Below are 13,131 nucleotides of genomic sequence, written 5' to 3'. Positions count from 1 at the left end.
GTGACCCGGTGACACATTAGCACTTTTTCTAAACTTGGCTATATATCCCCGTTCGCTGCGACAGCGTTTATAAAATCATCTAAATAACCTTCCAGAACCTTTTCTGGATTCGACGATTCGTGACCAGTGCGGTGGTCTTTCACCATCTTGTAGGGGTGGAGCACGTAGGAGCGGATCTGGCTCCCCCACTCGTTTGCGGTCGTGGCGGCTATCGAGCGCCCCTTCGCCTCCGCTTCCCGCTTCGCCTCTTCAGCCGCGAAAATCTTCGCCGCGAGGAGCTCGAGCGCCTTCTCGCGGTTCGCGAGCTGGCTGCGCTCGCTTGAGACATGCACCGAGAGATTGGTCGGCGTGTGCACAATGCGCACCGCCGTCTCGCGCTTGTTCACATTCTGGCCCCCTGCTCCGCCGGACTTGGCGAACTGGATATCGAGCTCGTCTGGTTTCAGTTCGACCTTGTCGCTGGCGACAAGCGTCGGCAGCACCTCGACGAGCGCAAACGACGTTTGGCGCTTGGCGTTCGCGTTAAAGGGCGACTGCCGCACGAGCCGGTGCACGCCCGCTTCGTGCCGCAGGCGCCCGTAGGCGCCCTTGCCGGTAATTTCAAGCAAGACATTCCGGTACCCGCCGTGCTCGCTTTCGTGCGCGTGGAGCTCGCGCACCCCCCACCCTTTTTGCGCGGCATATCCTTCGTACATGCGCCGTAGCATCCGCGCAAAGTCTTCCGCGTCGTCTCCGCCAGCGCCCGCGAGGATGGCGAGCGTCGCGCTACCCGCATCGTGCGGGTCGCCTCCTCCGCCCTCTTTCAGCGCCTGATACTCTTGCACGAGTCGCTGGGCCTCATTTTTATCATTCCAAAAGTCAGCCGACGCCATTAGCGCCTCCAATTCTTTTAAGCGCCGACTACTGTCTCCTTTTGGCTCATCCATCAAACGAGTATACCAAGATATTTCTGAGCCGGAGCTCGGGATTGAACCGAGGACCCCATCATTACGAATGATGTGCTCTACCAACTGAGCTAATGCGGCAACGGGTGAGCTTTTACGTTGGGTTGGGGGCGGGTGCAAGAGGCAAGGCGGGCTGGGGGGATGATTGTGCCAGCAGCCCGCCATCGGGCGGCGTTGTCGCCGTCATGGTGGCGATCATTGGTACCTTCCACTCAAAGGCGTCCAGCCGACCGGTGACCGGGGACACCGGCTCCCATTCGTCACTCACCATGCCATCGGCCGTCCAGGCCGGATCGCGCGGCGCCCGCACGGCGCGCGCCAGCCATTCGCGAGCCCGGCCCTGATCGCCATGCTGGCCTTCTTCGATCTCGGCCATCAGGCTGGCCACGCCCTGGGTCGCATCGGGGCCGGCAAACGGCGCCAGCGCCTGGCGCGCCAGCACCCAGTCATAGGCATCAATGGCCGCGCGGGCCAGGGCCATGCCGGCCGCCCGGTGTGGCGGCGGGATCTCGATGATCTCGCCCATGCGCTTGAGCCGATCGACGGCCGAAGCGCCCGGCTGGGCATGGCCATAGAGCGCGGCAATGTCGGGATGCCCGGTGGCGCGCCAGATCCGGCGCAGCAGGCTCATCGCCTTGCGCGTCTCGCCCCGATTGATGTGGATGCGCGCCGCAATCAGCGCTGCGGGCACAAAATCGGGCAGCAGCCGGAGCGCGGTCAAGGCATGTTCCAGCGCCGACAGGGGCTCGCTGGTTTCGCTCTCGCGGGCCCGGGCAGTCTCGATCACCGCCTGCCGGCGCCGCTTGCGGGCGCGCTGCTCGCGGCTGCCGGCCTGTTCGGCATTGACCATCGCCACCGCCTCGGCCCATTGCCCGCGCTGCGCCAGATCGTTGAACACCGCTTCAGCCGCCCAGGCACTGTCGGGCGCCAGATTGAGGGCCTTGCGGGCAAAGGTCAGCGCCGCCTGCGGCCGCTGCTGGGCCCGCGCCTGGTCATAAAGTCCGGTCAGCGCGGCCAGCGCGGTCTGGTCGCTGGCAATCAGCGCCCGGTAGTGTTCGCGCGCTGCAGCCATGTCGCCCAGTGCCAGATCGGCCCGCGCCTCGAGCAATCGGGCGGCGGCATTGGACGGCAGACGCGCCTGTGCGTCACGCGCCAGCGACCGCGCCCGGCCCGGATCACCGGCCTGCAGCGCAATCATCGCCGCACCAAGCGCCTCGACACCCTGCTCGCGACGCCGTTCACGCCGGCGCCGGGCCATGGCGCGCGGCGCCGAGATGATCCGCCGGACAATGGCCCAGATGAAAATCACCACAATGGCGATCACCATGAACATGAACACCGCCACGCCCAGCCGCGGCTGCATGCGATAGCCCGCCACCTCCAGCGTCAGCGTGCCGGGCAGCGAAATCATCCAGGCGGCCAGCGCCGCGATGACCAGACTGCCCACGATCCAGGACGCCAGACGGATCATCGGGCGACCTCGCCACTGAGGGCCGCATCACGCAGCTCTTGCAGAAAAGCCTCTCCCGCCGCCTGCTCGGCAAACAGCGCCGGCACCGCACCGGCCGCCGCCTGCATGGGCGCGGGCAGGCTTTTGAGCAGGGTCTGGGCACTGGCGAAATCACGCCGCTCCACCGCGCCGATCAGCCGTGAGGCAATGGCCTGGGGCGTATCGCCCGCGATTTCTCCTGTCGGCCGCAGCGCGATGGCTCCGGCGAACCAGTCGAGCGCACCATCCTGCCACTGGGCATCGGGATCGACCGGCCGGCCGGCCAGAATGGCCGGCAGCACGGCGTCAAACTGCCGGGCAATGACGTCGGGACGGGTCAGGCCCTGCGGCGCCCTGTTGGCGATCAGGGTGGGAATATCGGCCTTGGGCGCGGCGGCGCGCAGCGCCGCCAGCTCGGTCTCATAGGGGCGGCCCGTGGCAAAGGCGGTTTCAAAGCCCGACAGGATCAGGGGCAATTGCAGAACAGCGCCGATATCGCTGGGCTGCGACGCCAGGGCAGCGCTGGTCTGGCTGACGCTGCTGTCGAGCGTGCGCAGATTGGCTTCGGCACTGCCCAGCCGGGCCGCCAGTTCATCAATCCGTGTGCCCAGCGTGGCAAAATCGCCGCGCAGCCGGTCCAGCGCGTCCGTATCGGCCACCGGCGGAGGTGCTGCCGCCAGTGTGTCGACCCGGGCGGCCAGCGCCGCAATGTCGCCTTCGATCCCCACCAGATCAACCGGTGCGGCAGCACTCGGGGTGGCGGCAGGCTCGGCCTGCTCCAGCGCCCCGATGCGCTGATTGAGGGTGGCCAGTTCCGATTGCGTGGTCCGGGTCACGGTTTCCAGCTCGGGAATGGCTTTGCCGAACTCGGCCAGCCGCGGATCGGCCACGGCCACTGGCGCTGCCGGCGCCGGCCACCAGCCGGCATAGGCCAGCCCATAGGCCGCCCCGAGCCCAAGCAGGCCACCCAGCAGCGCCGCGCCAAAACCGAAGCCCGATGATGCCGGCGCGGCCGGCACCGGCCTTGGCTTGTCTGAGGGCTTCTCTGAGGGTTTTTCTGAAGGCTTTTCTGGCGGCTTGTCGGCTGGCCTGGGCTTGTCAGTGGCCCCGGCGCCTGAGGCTGGCGCGTCCACAGGCTTGCCGGCGCTGGCGGTTGTCCCGGCCCCGGCCGTGCCGGCATCGGCCTTGCTGGCCTCGGCGCCAACCGGACGCGCCGTCAGATCGAGCACGGGCGGCTTGACTGCACCAGGCTTGGTCTGGTTCGCCTTGGTCTCGCTCGGCTTGGGATCACTGCCCTTGCTATCGGCCATATCCGGGAATCCTCATGTTCAAAATCGACTATGGCCCAGTTTGCGCGCGGGCAAAACCCAGCGCCATGGCCATCATTGCCTCTTCGTCCGGGCGATCGGCCAGGCTGATGCGGTTGAAATGGGCGCCCAGCAGCGGCTCGGCCACCGCTTCACTCATGCATAGCATGCCCAGCGCCTGCCGCTGGGTACGATTCAGACTTTGCGCCAGATCGGCGAAGATTTCGGCGGTGCGGCGTGAATAGACCAGCACGGCATTGATGCGGCCATCGCCCAGCTCGGCCAGAATGGCTCTGGGCAGCGCGGCAATGGCGACCATGTCGTAGATTTTCGCCGTGGCTACCATCACGCCCAGCGGCGCCACGGCCTTGGCCAGATCGGCGCTCTGATGCTTGCCGGTGGGGTAGAACAGCGGCCCCTTGAGGCCGGACAGGCTGATGGCATTGACCAGATCGGCAAACGCCCCGGCTGCACTGCTGACATGGGCAAAGCCGGCCATTTCGGCGTCGCGCGCCGTACGGTCACCCACCGCCAGCACCGGCAGATGCGCATAGTCGCCGACGACATTGCGCTCCACCAGCGTGCGCACCGCATTGGCGCTGGTCAGCACCACGGCGGCAAAGCCATCGGCAGGCGGCAGGCTGACATCCAGACTCACGCGCTCCATCACCGGCACCGCCACCGCGTCGATATCGAGGGCCAGCAGCCGCGCCAGCGAGGATTGCGCATCCGGCTCCGGCCGGGTCACCAGCATCCGCGTCATGTGGCGGCCCATTGCGCCAGAAAATCCGTCCCGGCCTGCGCCAGCAGATCCTCGCCCACCCCGCGGCCCAGCGCCAGCGGATCCGTCCCGCTCGCAGTGCTGTCAAAGGCGGTCTGGCCATCAAGGCTGAGAATCTGTCCCTTGAGGGTCAGCGTACCATTGTCGAGCCGGGTCAGCGCCCCCACCGGGGTGCGGCAGGAACCATCGAGCACCGCCAGCATGGCCCGCTCGGCCGCAATGGCCCGATGGGTCGGGGCATGGTCGAGCGCCGCCACCAGATCGGCCATCCGCGCGTCGTCGCTGCGCACCGCCAGCCCGATGGCGCCCTGCGCCGGCGCGGGCAGAAAAATCTCCGGATCCATCTGGCCGGTGGCGCGATGGCCCTCGCCCAGCCGATTGAGCCCGGCCATGGCCAGCAGCGTGGCGTCAGCCACCCCCTCGATCAGTTTTTGCAGGCGGGTACCGACATTGCCGCGAAACGGCACGATCTGCAGGTCCGGGCGCTGGCGCAGTACCTGCGCCGCCCGCCGAATCGATGAGGTGCCGAATTTGGCGCGCTCGGCCAGATGATCAAGGCTCTGCACCTTCACCGACAGGAAGGCGTCGCGCACATCCTCGCGCTCGAGAAACGCCACCAGCGCCAGGCCGTCCGGCAGCCGGGTCGCCACATCCTTGCTCGAATGCACGCCGATATCGATGCGCCCGGCCAGCATGGCCTCGTCGATTTCCTTGGTGAACAGGCCCTTGCCACCAATATCGCTCAGGCTGGCATTGCTGGCCTGACTGCGGTCGCCGCCGGTCGAGAGCACCTCAATGGTGATGTCGTCTTCACTGACACCATGGGTCTGGGCCAGCAGGCTGCGCACCAGGCGCGCCTGGGTCAGCGCCAGCGGGCTGCCGCGCGTTCCGATCCGGGCAAAGGCTTGGGGAGATTGCAAAGTCATTTGGTCCTATAGTAGGCAGAGAGACCCTTCAGGGAGTAACCAGTTCATCGTGACCGGGCAAGCGCCAGCCATTATCCTTGGCATCGAGACCAGCTGCGACGAAACCGCCGCAGCCATCGTTGTACGAGACCAATCAGGCAATTCAACGATTCGGTCCAATGTGGTCCGCAGTCAGCTCGATGAACATGCGGCATTCGGCGGCGTGGTGCCCGAACTGGCGGCGCGCGCCCATGTCACCTATCTCGACCATATCATTGCCCAGGCCTGCCGCGAGGCCGAACTCACCCTGGCCGATGTCGATGCCATCGCGGTCACCGCCGGCCCCGGACTGGTCGGCGGCGTGCTGGTGGGTCTGACCACGGCCAAGGCGCTGGCCGCCGCCCTGGACAAGCCCCTGCTGGCCATCAACCATCTCGAAGCGCACGCCCTGACCGCGCGCATGACCGACAAGGCGGCGTTCCCCTATCTGCTGCTGCTGGTTTCGGGCGGCCATAGCCAGTTCGTGCTGGTGCGCGGCGTCGGCGATTACCAGCGCTGGGGCACCACCATTGACGATGCGCTGGGCGAAGCCTTTGACAAGGTGGCCAAGCTGCTCAGTCTGGGCCATCCCGGCGGACCGGCCGTGGAAGCCATTGCCGTGCAAGGCGACCCCAAGCGGTTCAAATTCCCGCGCCCGCTATTGCGCGAGGCCCGGCTGGATTTTTCCTTTTCCGGTCTCAAGACCGCCGTGCGGCTGCAGGCCGAGGCGCTGGCCCCGCTCAGCGATCAGGACGTCGCCGATATCGCCGCCAGCTTTCAGGCTGCTGTCGCCGAAATTGTTTCGGTGCGGGCCAGCCAGGCACTGGAGCGGTTCAAGGCCGAATTGCCTGGGACCAGGCCAGTCCTGGTCGTGGCCGGCGGCGTTGCCGCCAATCGCAGCATCGCCGCCGCCCTGGCCAATGTCTGCGAAACGGCGGGGGCCACGCTGATTGTGCCGCCCATTGCCCTGTGCACCGACAATGGCGCCATGGTCGCCTGGGCTGGCGCCGAGCGCTTTGCCCTGGGGGTCCGTGACCCGCTTGATGTCGCCGCCCGGCCACGCTGGCCGCTCGACCTGCCCGACATGAAGGTGCCCGATGTCGCTTGATTCGGTTCTGGTGATTGGCGGCGGCGCCTGGGGCACGGCGCTGGCGCAGGCTGCGGCCATGGCGGGCCGCACGGTGCGCCTTGTGGTCCGCGATGCGGCGCAGGCCGACGAGATCAATATAGCCCACACCAATCAGCGCTATCTCGGTGGCCAGATCCTGCACGAGGCGATCACGGCCAGCACCCAGCCAGCGCCAGCCGATATCATCATTCTGGCCGTGCCCGCCCAATCGACCCGCGCCGCGCTGGGTGCGCTTGATCCGGCATTGCTGGCGGACCGGCCGGTTATCCTCTCCGCCAAGGGGCTGGAGACCGGTACGCTGGACCGCCAGAGCGAAATCCTGATCGATATGGCGCCCGACGCCATTCCCTATGTCCTGTCCGGGCCCAGCTTTGCTGCCGACGTTGCTGCCGGTCGCCCCACCGCCGTCACCCTGGCCGGCGATGACGCCGATCATACCTCCGAACTGGCTGCCGCGCTGGCCGGTCCCAGCTTTCGCCCCTATGCCAGCGACGACCGCATTGGCGTGGAAGTCGCCGGGGCGCTGAAGAACGTCTATGCCCTGGCCTGCGGCGCCATTGAGGGCGCCGGCCTCGGCGCCTCGGCCCGCTCCGCCCTGATCGCCCGCGCTTTTGCCGAAATGGCCCGCATGGTCAAGGCCATGGGCGGTTCGGCCACCACGCTGACCGGGCTGGCCGGCCTGGGCGATCTGACGCTGACCTGCACCTCGGTGCAGTCGCGCAATTACCAGTTCGGCATGGCCCTGGGCCGCGGTCAATCGGTCGAACAGATCATTGCGTCGGGCGCCAAGCTGGCCGAGGGTGTCGCCACCACCCCGGTCGCCGACGCGCTGGCCAATAGCCTTCATGTCGATGCCCCCCTGATTGCCGCCGTGCACGCTGTGCTCAGCGGCCAAGCCAATATAGCTACCGTGGTTGCGGGCCTGATGGCCCGTCCGCTCAAACGCGAGGACTAGAGAAAACATGCTGTTTGTATTTATCGGCAAGGACAAGCCAGGCGGCCTCGAACACCGCCTTGCGGTCCGTCCCACCCATCTCGAACACCTCGCCTCCCTGGGGGAAAAGCTCCGGCTGGCCGGCGCGCTTTGGGACGAGAACGACCAGGCCGAAGGCTCGGTCATGGTGCTTGAAGCCGACAGCCTGGAACAGGCCAAGGCCCTGTTTGCCGCCGATCCCTTTGTGACCGAAGGGGTATTTGCCTCCTGGGAGGTCAAGCACTGGAACTTGGCCATCAACCACATGGTCACGAAGGACTAAAGCCATGGCCTATTGGCTGATGAAGTCCGAGCCGGACGTGTTTTCCTTTGCCGATCTGCAGGCCAAGACCGCCCGCAACGAGCCCGAGGAATGGACCGGCGTGCGCAATTACGCGGCGCGCAACAATATGCGCGCCATGGCCCTGGGCGATGAAGCCTTTTTCTATCACTCCAATATCGGTAAGGAGATCGTCGGCATCATGCAGGTGGTCGCCGCCGCCCACCCCGACAGCACCGGCGAGCGCAACGCCAAGGGCGAGGTGGTGTGGGACTGTGTCGACGTCGCCGCCATCAAGCCGCTGCCCAGGCCGGTCACCCTGGCCACGATCAAGGCGACGCCCGAGCTGGCCGAGCTTGAACTGGTCAAGCTCTCGCGCCTCTCGGTCTCCAAGGTCAGCCCCCAAGAATGGGCGCTGCTGTGCAAGATGGGCGGGCTCTGAGCCCCCTACCCAAGCGGACAAGCCAGCGCTAGGCTTGCCGGCAGCGTTCACTCTGGGGGAGAAAATCGATGTCATATCTCGAGGTAAACTGGCTGGCCGTCATTCTGGCCACTGTCGTCGCCTGGGCCTTTGGTGCCGCCTGGTACATGGTGCTGGCCAGGCAGTGGGTCGCTTCCATCGGCAAGGAGATGGACGATATCGACCGCTCTGACGTCGCGCCCTATCTGTGGTCGGTGCTGTGCATCTTCGTCATGGCCTATTTCATTGCCCTGCTGACGCCGGCGGTGACCGGCGCAACCAATCTGACCAATGGCCTGATCGTTGGCGCCACCATGTGGCTGGGCTTTGTGCTGACATCCATGGTGCTCAACCATCGCTATGAGGGCGCCCCCTGGATGCGCACCTTCATTGATGGCGGCTATCTGCTCGGCGTCCTGCTGATATCCGGCGCGGTCATCGGCCTGTTCGGCTGATTGCTGCCGGTGGCTGACAGGCCTCAGCTATCGACGACGATCGGCGGCACGTGGTGCGGCTCATCGGGGGGCGCGTATTTGTTGAGCAGCGACAGCTGACTGATCGAAAAGGCTATGGTCAGCGGCATCACGCCCCACACCTTGAACGTCACCCAGAAATCGGTCGAGAAATTGCGCCACAGCACTTCATTGATGATGGCCAGCGCCACAAAGAACAGGCCCCAGTTCAGGGTCAGCTTGCTCCAGCCCTCGGGCTTGAGCTTGTAGACATCGCCAAACACATATTTCAGCAGCGAGTGCTTGAACAGCAGCCCGCCCAGCAGCACGCCGGCAAACAGCCCATTGGTGATGGTCGGCTTGACCTTGATGAAGGTGTCGTCCTGCAGCCACAGTGTCAGCCCGCCAAACACCAGCACCACGGCGCCGGTCACGAGCGGCATCACGGCGATCTTTTTCAGGATCGCCTTGCTCAAGACCAGCGAAATCACCATCGCGCCCATGAACCAGGCGGTCGCAGCGAAAATATCAACCCGCGCATTGACGATGAAGAACACCACCAGGGGCCCAAGCTCGAGCGCCATCTTGATCAGCTGCGGACGCAGTTCATCCCAATTGACCTCGGGTTCAGCGTGCTCGGTCTTGGCTTTTTCGGACATGGACATTTTCTCGGTTCAGCGTCGGGGCAATGTGAGGGTAGCGGCCCCGGCATGCAAGGTGTGCTAGGCACCAAGCGTGGTCAGATTAGGGCTAGTCGCGCCCGGCAATGGCCTGGGCAAACTCGGCGGCGGTAAAAGCCTCGAGGTCACCCACCCCTTCGCCGACGCCGATAAAGTGTACCGGCAGGCCAAACTTGCTGGCGATTGCCACCAGAATGCCGCCGCGTGCCGTGCCGTCGAGCTTGGTCATCACCAGCCCGGTGACCCCGGCGCGCTGGCCAAAGATCTCCACCTGCTTGAGCGCATTCTGCCCGGTGGTGGCGTCCAGCGTCAGCAGCGTGGCATGGGGCGCGCCCGGGTCGACCTTCTTGATGACGCGAATGACCTTTTCCAGCTCATTCATCAGCTCGTCGCGGTTCTGCAAGCGGCCGGCCGTGTCGATGATCAGCACGTCCCGCGCTTCGGCACGCGCCTGGGTCACCGCGTCAAAGGCCAGCCCCGACGCATCGGAGCCGGCTGGCCGTGACACCACGGTCGCGCCGGTGCGGTCGCCCCAGATCTGCAATTGTTCGATCGCTGCCGCCCGGAAGGTATCGCCTGCCGCCAGCATCACCGATTTGCCCTCATTGGCAAATTTCTGCGCCAGCTTGCCGATTGTCGTGGTCTTGCCCGAGCCATTGACCCCGATCATCAGGATGATGAAGGGCTTCTGGCTGGCGTCGATCTCCAGCGGCCGGGCCACCGGGCCCAGCACTTTTTCGACTTCGGCGGCCAGCACCGCGCGCACATCTTCGCCCGACACATCGCGGTCGAACCGGTCGCGCCGCAGCGTGTCCGTGATGGTGGTTGCGGTTTCAATGCCCAGATCGGCCTGGATCAGCACGTCCTCAAGCTCTTCGAGCGTCGCATTGTCGAGCTTGCGCTTGGTGAACACCGAGGTGATCGAGCCCGTCAGCTGATCGGACGACCGCTTCAGCCCCGAAGCCAGCCGCGCGAACCAGCCCTTTGCCTCTGCCGGGGAATCCGCTGGTGTCTCGATGGCGGCGACACTCGCCGCCTGCGCCGCCTTCTCTTCAATCGCTTCGACATAGTCAGGCGTCGTTTCCGGCGGGCCCGGCAGCGGCACATGGTCGGGAGCGGCGACAGGATCCGGCTCAGGCGTTGCACTGGGTTCGGGTACTGGCTCGGGTGCCGGCTCCGGCGCGACCGCATCCGGCGTCACCGCCGGCACGGCGGGCGCAATGGTATCGTCGGCTGGCGCTGCTGGCTCAACAGGCGCTGGCGCATCGCTACCAAACAGACGCTTGAAAAATCCCGGCTTCTTGTCGGTCATCGTGGACTTTCTTAACTTTCAGGCAGCGTCACGCACCGCTTCGCCGACCAGACCATCCCTGGCCACACCGGTAACCCGCACCGCCAGCAGTGTTCCCGGCTGCGCCCCCGGCACGCTGACCGGCACGAACTGCTCGCTGCGGCCCAGCCCGTCATGCTCTATCAGCACCTGTTCGATCTGGCCAACGCGGCTGGCGCAGAGCGCCCGGAACTGCGCCGCGCCGACGGCCCGCAACTGCCTCGCACGGTCCCTGGCGACCGTCTGGCTGACCTGCGGCATGCGCGCGGCGGGTGTGCCCTGGCGCGGCGAATAGGGAAAAACATGCAGATGCGTCAGATCGGCCTCGCTGACAATGGCCAGCGTATTGGCAAACATCGCCGCGTCCTCGGTGGGAAAGCCGGCAATGATGTCGGCGCCAAACACCATATCGGGCCGCAGGGCCCGCAGCTTGGCCATGATGGCCAAGGCATCGGCGCGGCTATGCCGGCGCTTCATGCGCTTGAGAATCATGTCATCGCCCGATTGCAGTGACAAATGCATATGCGGCATCAGCCGGTGCTCGCTGGCCACCGCGTCATAGAGCGCCTCATCGGCTTCAATGCTGTCGATCGAGGAAATCCGCAGCCGTGGCAGATCGGGGACGTGGCGCAGGATCGACTGGGTCAGCTTGCCCAGCGTCGGCGCGCCCGGTAGGTCGGGGCCATAGGAGGTAATATCGACCCCGGTGAGCACCACCTCGCCATAGCCATTGCCGACCAGCTTCTTGACCTGCTCGACCACCAACCCCATCGGCACCGAGCGCGACGGGCCGCGGCCAAAGGGAATGATGCAGAAGGTACAGCGATGATCGCAGCCATTCTGCACCTGGACAAAGGCGCGCGTGCGTCCATCCATGCCCTCGATCAGATGGCCCGCGGTTTCCCGCACGCTCATGATGTCGTTGACCTGCACCTTGTCGTTGAGCGGGGTGCCGAACACCATGGGTGCGTAGCTGGCCGCCTGCATCTTGTCATGATTGCCGATCACCAGATCGACCTCGGCCATCTCGCCAAAGCTGCGCGCCTCGGTCTGGGCGGCGCAGCCGGTAACAATGATACGGGCCGCCGGATTGTCGCGCCGTGCCTTGCGCACCGCCTGCCTGGCCTGGCGCACGGCCTCGGCCGTCACCGCGCAGGTATTGATGATGATGGCATTGTCGAGCCCGGCCTTTTCGGCCTCGACCTTCATCACCTCAGCCTCATAGGCATTCAACCGGCAGCCAAATGTCAGTGTCTCCACCGCCATCAGGCCGCAACCTCGTCGCGCACCCAGGCGCCCGTGGCCGGATCGAGCGTGCCGGTCCATTCCCGTTCGGCCGGGCCGGTCAGCACCACATGGTCATCGTCGCGCCACGCGACATGCAGATCGCCGCCCGGCACGGTCACGGTAGCAGCCCGGGCGGTACGCCGTGTGCGCGCGCCATTGACCACCGCCGCACAGGCCGCCGTGCCGCAGGCCTCGGTCAGCCCGGCGCCCCGCTCCCAGGTGCGCAGGATGATCTTGTCCGGCGCCACCACCTGGGCCAGCGAAATATTGGCGCGCTCGGGAAAAATGGGATGGTTCTCCAGCATCGGCCCAAACCGCTCCAGCGCGTAGCTCCACACATCGTCGGCCACCCAGAAGGTGGCATGCGGATTGCCCATCGAGGCCACCGAAGGCGAATGCAGCACCGGCGCATCGATGGGCCCGATCTGCAGCTCGATCTTGCGCGTATCGGCAAATTCTTCGGCCAGCGGAATATCGTACCAGGCCAGCTTGGGTGTGCCCATGTCGACAGTGATCATGCCGTCGGCCTGCGCCTCGCCGAACAACAGTCCCGCCACCGTCTCGAAGGTAAAGCGCTGCGCGCCCTGCTCGGCAGTCAGCACCTGCACCACGCAGCGCATGCCATTGCCGCAGGCCTGGGCGCGGCTGCCATCGGAATTGATGATCTCGATGTAATTGGCGGTGCCCGGTGTGCGCGGATCATGAATGGCCATGATCTGGTCGAACCTGGTCCCCTCGGTGCCATTGATGGCGATGGCCGCAGCCGGCGTCACCCGATCCGCGCGACCGCGCATATCGACTACGATGATCTGGTTGCCCAGCCCGTTCATCTTGAGAAACGGCACGCCGCTCACAGTCTGCCTCGCCCGTGATTGGAAGGAATATCCCTATATGGCGCAAGCCGCCAAAAATTGCCAGTGGCCCGCTGGCCAGCAGACGGCAGGCCATTCCGGGCGGGCGGTTTTCACGCCGCCAATGTAAGAATTTGACCACGCCTGTTAACGGTTTCCTCTTTCATGGGTATTTAACTAGCGCACCAATCCGAGCGCGCCAGAGCCGCTGTTTTGCGCTAACT

At 65.6% G+C, this 13,131-nt stretch carries 14 protein-coding genes and 1 tRNA gene; 5 read left to right on the top strand and 10 right to left on the bottom strand.

What is annotated here, in order from left to right; all coding sequences use genetic code 11:
* Positions 1–38: 38 nt before the first annotated feature.
* The 6 genes from Q8O80_RS10650 to hemC all read right to left on the bottom strand — a co-directional run bounded on the left by Q8O80_RS10650 (position 39) and on the right by hemC (position 5,447).
* On the bottom strand, positions 39–872 hold the full coding sequence (locus tag Q8O80_RS10650; RefSeq protein ID WP_305579444.1) for a PCRF domain-containing protein: 834 nt from the start codon (positions 870–872) through the stop codon (positions 39–41).
* An 80-nt stretch (positions 873–952) separates the two neighbouring features.
* Positions 953–1,025: transfer RNA gene (locus Q8O80_RS10645), tRNA-Thr, on the bottom strand.
* Between the two features lie 13 nt (positions 1,026–1,038).
* Complete coding sequence (locus Q8O80_RS10640; protein ID WP_305579443.1) at positions 1,039–2,415, bottom strand: heme biosynthesis protein HemY; 1,377 nt, start codon at positions 2,413–2,415, stop codon at positions 1,039–1,041.
* Positions 2,412–3,743, bottom strand: coding sequence for a COG4223 family protein (locus Q8O80_RS10635; protein WP_305579442.1), 1,332 nt, complete (start codon positions 3,741–3,743; stop codon positions 2,412–2,414). Before Q8O80_RS10635 ends, Q8O80_RS10640 begins: the two co-directional genes overlap by 4 nt.
* A gap of 28 nt (positions 3,744–3,771) precedes the next feature.
* Positions 3,772–4,503 carry a uroporphyrinogen-III synthase gene (locus Q8O80_RS10630; RefSeq protein WP_305579441.1) on the bottom strand — a complete coding sequence of 244 codons (732 nt, stop codon included), beginning with the start codon at positions 4,501–4,503 and terminating at the stop codon, positions 3,772–3,774.
* Positions 4,500–5,447: a hydroxymethylbilane synthase gene (gene hemC, locus Q8O80_RS10625; RefSeq protein ID WP_347944640.1), complete on the bottom strand. Its 948-nt coding sequence runs from the start codon at positions 5,445–5,447 to the stop codon at positions 4,500–4,502. The genes Q8O80_RS10630 and hemC overlap by 4 nt, the downstream gene beginning before the upstream one ends.
* A 70-nt stretch (positions 5,448–5,517) precedes the next feature.
* Here hemC and tsaD point away from each other — a divergent pair, with 70 nt between their 5' ends.
* The 5 genes from tsaD to Q8O80_RS10600 all read left to right on the top strand — a co-directional run bounded on the left by tsaD (position 5,518) and on the right by Q8O80_RS10600 (position 8,762).
* A complete protein-coding gene (gene tsaD, locus Q8O80_RS10620; protein ID WP_371136164.1) occupies positions 5,518–6,573 on the top strand; it encodes a tRNA (adenosine(37)-N6)-threonylcarbamoyltransferase complex transferase subunit TsaD in 1,056 nt (351 codons plus the stop codon).
* Complete coding sequence (locus Q8O80_RS10615; RefSeq protein WP_305579438.1) at positions 6,563–7,549, top strand: NAD(P)H-dependent glycerol-3-phosphate dehydrogenase; 987 nt, start codon at positions 6,563–6,565, stop codon at positions 7,547–7,549. Before tsaD ends, Q8O80_RS10615 begins: the two co-directional genes overlap by 11 nt.
* 7 nt (positions 7,550–7,556) lie before the next feature.
* Positions 7,557–7,850 carry a YciI family protein gene (locus tag Q8O80_RS10610; RefSeq protein WP_305579437.1) on the top strand — a complete coding sequence of 98 codons (294 nt, stop codon included), beginning with the start codon at positions 7,557–7,559 and terminating at the stop codon, positions 7,848–7,850.
* Between the two features lie 4 nt (positions 7,851–7,854).
* Positions 7,855–8,289, top strand: a complete 435-nt coding sequence (locus Q8O80_RS10605) for an EVE domain-containing protein (protein WP_305579436.1) — start codon at positions 7,855–7,857, stop codon at positions 8,287–8,289.
* A gap of 68 nt (positions 8,290–8,357) precedes the next feature.
* Positions 8,358–8,762 (top strand): DUF1761 domain-containing protein, encoded by a 405-nt coding sequence (locus tag Q8O80_RS10600; RefSeq protein ID WP_305579435.1) that lies wholly within the window; start codon positions 8,358–8,360, stop codon positions 8,760–8,762.
* A gap of 23 nt (positions 8,763–8,785) precedes the next feature.
* On the opposite strand, the gene Q8O80_RS10595 is transcribed toward Q8O80_RS10600, so the two are convergent.
* From Q8O80_RS10595 to dapF, 4 genes are all read right to left on the bottom strand, one after another.
* A complete protein-coding gene (locus Q8O80_RS10595; protein ID WP_305579434.1) occupies positions 8,786–9,418 on the bottom strand; it encodes a septation protein A in 633 nt (210 codons plus the stop codon).
* Between the two features lie 91 nt (positions 9,419–9,509).
* Positions 9,510–10,751 (bottom strand): signal recognition particle-docking protein FtsY, encoded by a 1,242-nt coding sequence (gene ftsY / locus Q8O80_RS10590; RefSeq protein ID WP_305579433.1) that lies wholly within the window; start codon positions 10,749–10,751, stop codon positions 9,510–9,512.
* 18 nt (positions 10,752–10,769) lie between these two features.
* Positions 10,770–12,035 (bottom strand): tRNA (N(6)-L-threonylcarbamoyladenosine(37)-C(2))-methylthiotransferase MtaB, encoded by a 1,266-nt coding sequence (gene mtaB, locus Q8O80_RS10585; protein WP_305579432.1) that lies wholly within the window; start codon positions 12,033–12,035, stop codon positions 10,770–10,772.
* Entirely contained in the window at positions 12,035–12,886 is an 852-nt protein-coding gene (dapF, locus tag Q8O80_RS10580) for a diaminopimelate epimerase (protein WP_305579450.1), read from the bottom strand. Before dapF ends, mtaB begins: the two co-directional genes overlap by 1 nt.
* Positions 12,887–13,131 lie beyond the last annotated feature (245 nt).

The organism is Devosia sp., from assembly GCF_030689745.1.
Taxonomy (GTDB): Bacteria; Pseudomonadota; Alphaproteobacteria; order Rhizobiales; family Devosiaceae; genus Devosia; species Devosia alba.
Note: the sequence above shows the minus strand (reverse complement) of the source record. Positions and strands in the feature narration are given on the sequence as shown.

Bases quoted from the DNA above. Each gene is read 5' to 3' on its own strand.
- Q8O80_RS10610 (WP_305579437.1), top strand. From the start codon at position 7,557: ATGCTGTTTGTATTTATCGGCAAGGACAAGCCAGGCGGCCTCGAACAC.
- mtaB (WP_305579432.1), bottom strand. From the start codon at position 12,035: ATGGCGGTGGAGACACTGACATTTGGCTGCCGGTTGAATGCCTATGAG.
- Q8O80_RS10650 (WP_305579444.1), bottom strand. From the start codon at position 872: ATGGCGTCGGCTGACTTTTGGAATGATAAAAATGAGGCCCAGCGACTC.
- Q8O80_RS10600 (WP_305579435.1), top strand. From the start codon at position 8,358: ATGTCATATCTCGAGGTAAACTGGCTGGCCGTCATTCTGGCCACTGTC.
- Q8O80_RS10640 (WP_305579443.1), bottom strand. From the start codon at position 2,415: ATGATCCGTCTGGCGTCCTGGATCGTGGGCAGTCTGGTCATCGCGGCG.
- Q8O80_RS10615 (WP_305579438.1), top strand. From the start codon at position 6,563: ATGTCGCTTGATTCGGTTCTGGTGATTGGCGGCGGCGCCTGGGGCACG.
- Q8O80_RS10630 (WP_305579441.1), bottom strand. From the start codon at position 4,503: ATGACGCGGATGCTGGTGACCCGGCCGGAGCCGGATGCGCAATCCTCG.
- Q8O80_RS10605 (WP_305579436.1), top strand. From the start codon at position 7,855: ATGGCCTATTGGCTGATGAAGTCCGAGCCGGACGTGTTTTCCTTTGCC.
- Q8O80_RS10595 (WP_305579434.1), bottom strand. From the start codon at position 9,418: ATGTCCGAAAAAGCCAAGACCGAGCACGCTGAACCCGAGGTCAATTGG.
- hemC (WP_347944640.1), bottom strand. From the start codon at position 5,447: ATGACTTTGCAATCTCCCCAAGCCTTTGCCCGGATCGGAACGCGCGGC.
- dapF (WP_305579450.1), bottom strand. From the start codon at position 12,886: ATGAACGGGCTGGGCAACCAGATCATCGTAGTCGATATGCGCGGTCGC.
- Q8O80_RS10635 (WP_305579442.1), bottom strand. From the start codon at position 3,743: ATGGCCGATAGCAAGGGCAGTGATCCCAAGCCGAGCGAGACCAAGGCG.
- ftsY (WP_305579433.1), bottom strand. From the start codon at position 10,751: ATGACCGACAAGAAGCCGGGATTTTTCAAGCGTCTGTTTGGTAGCGAT.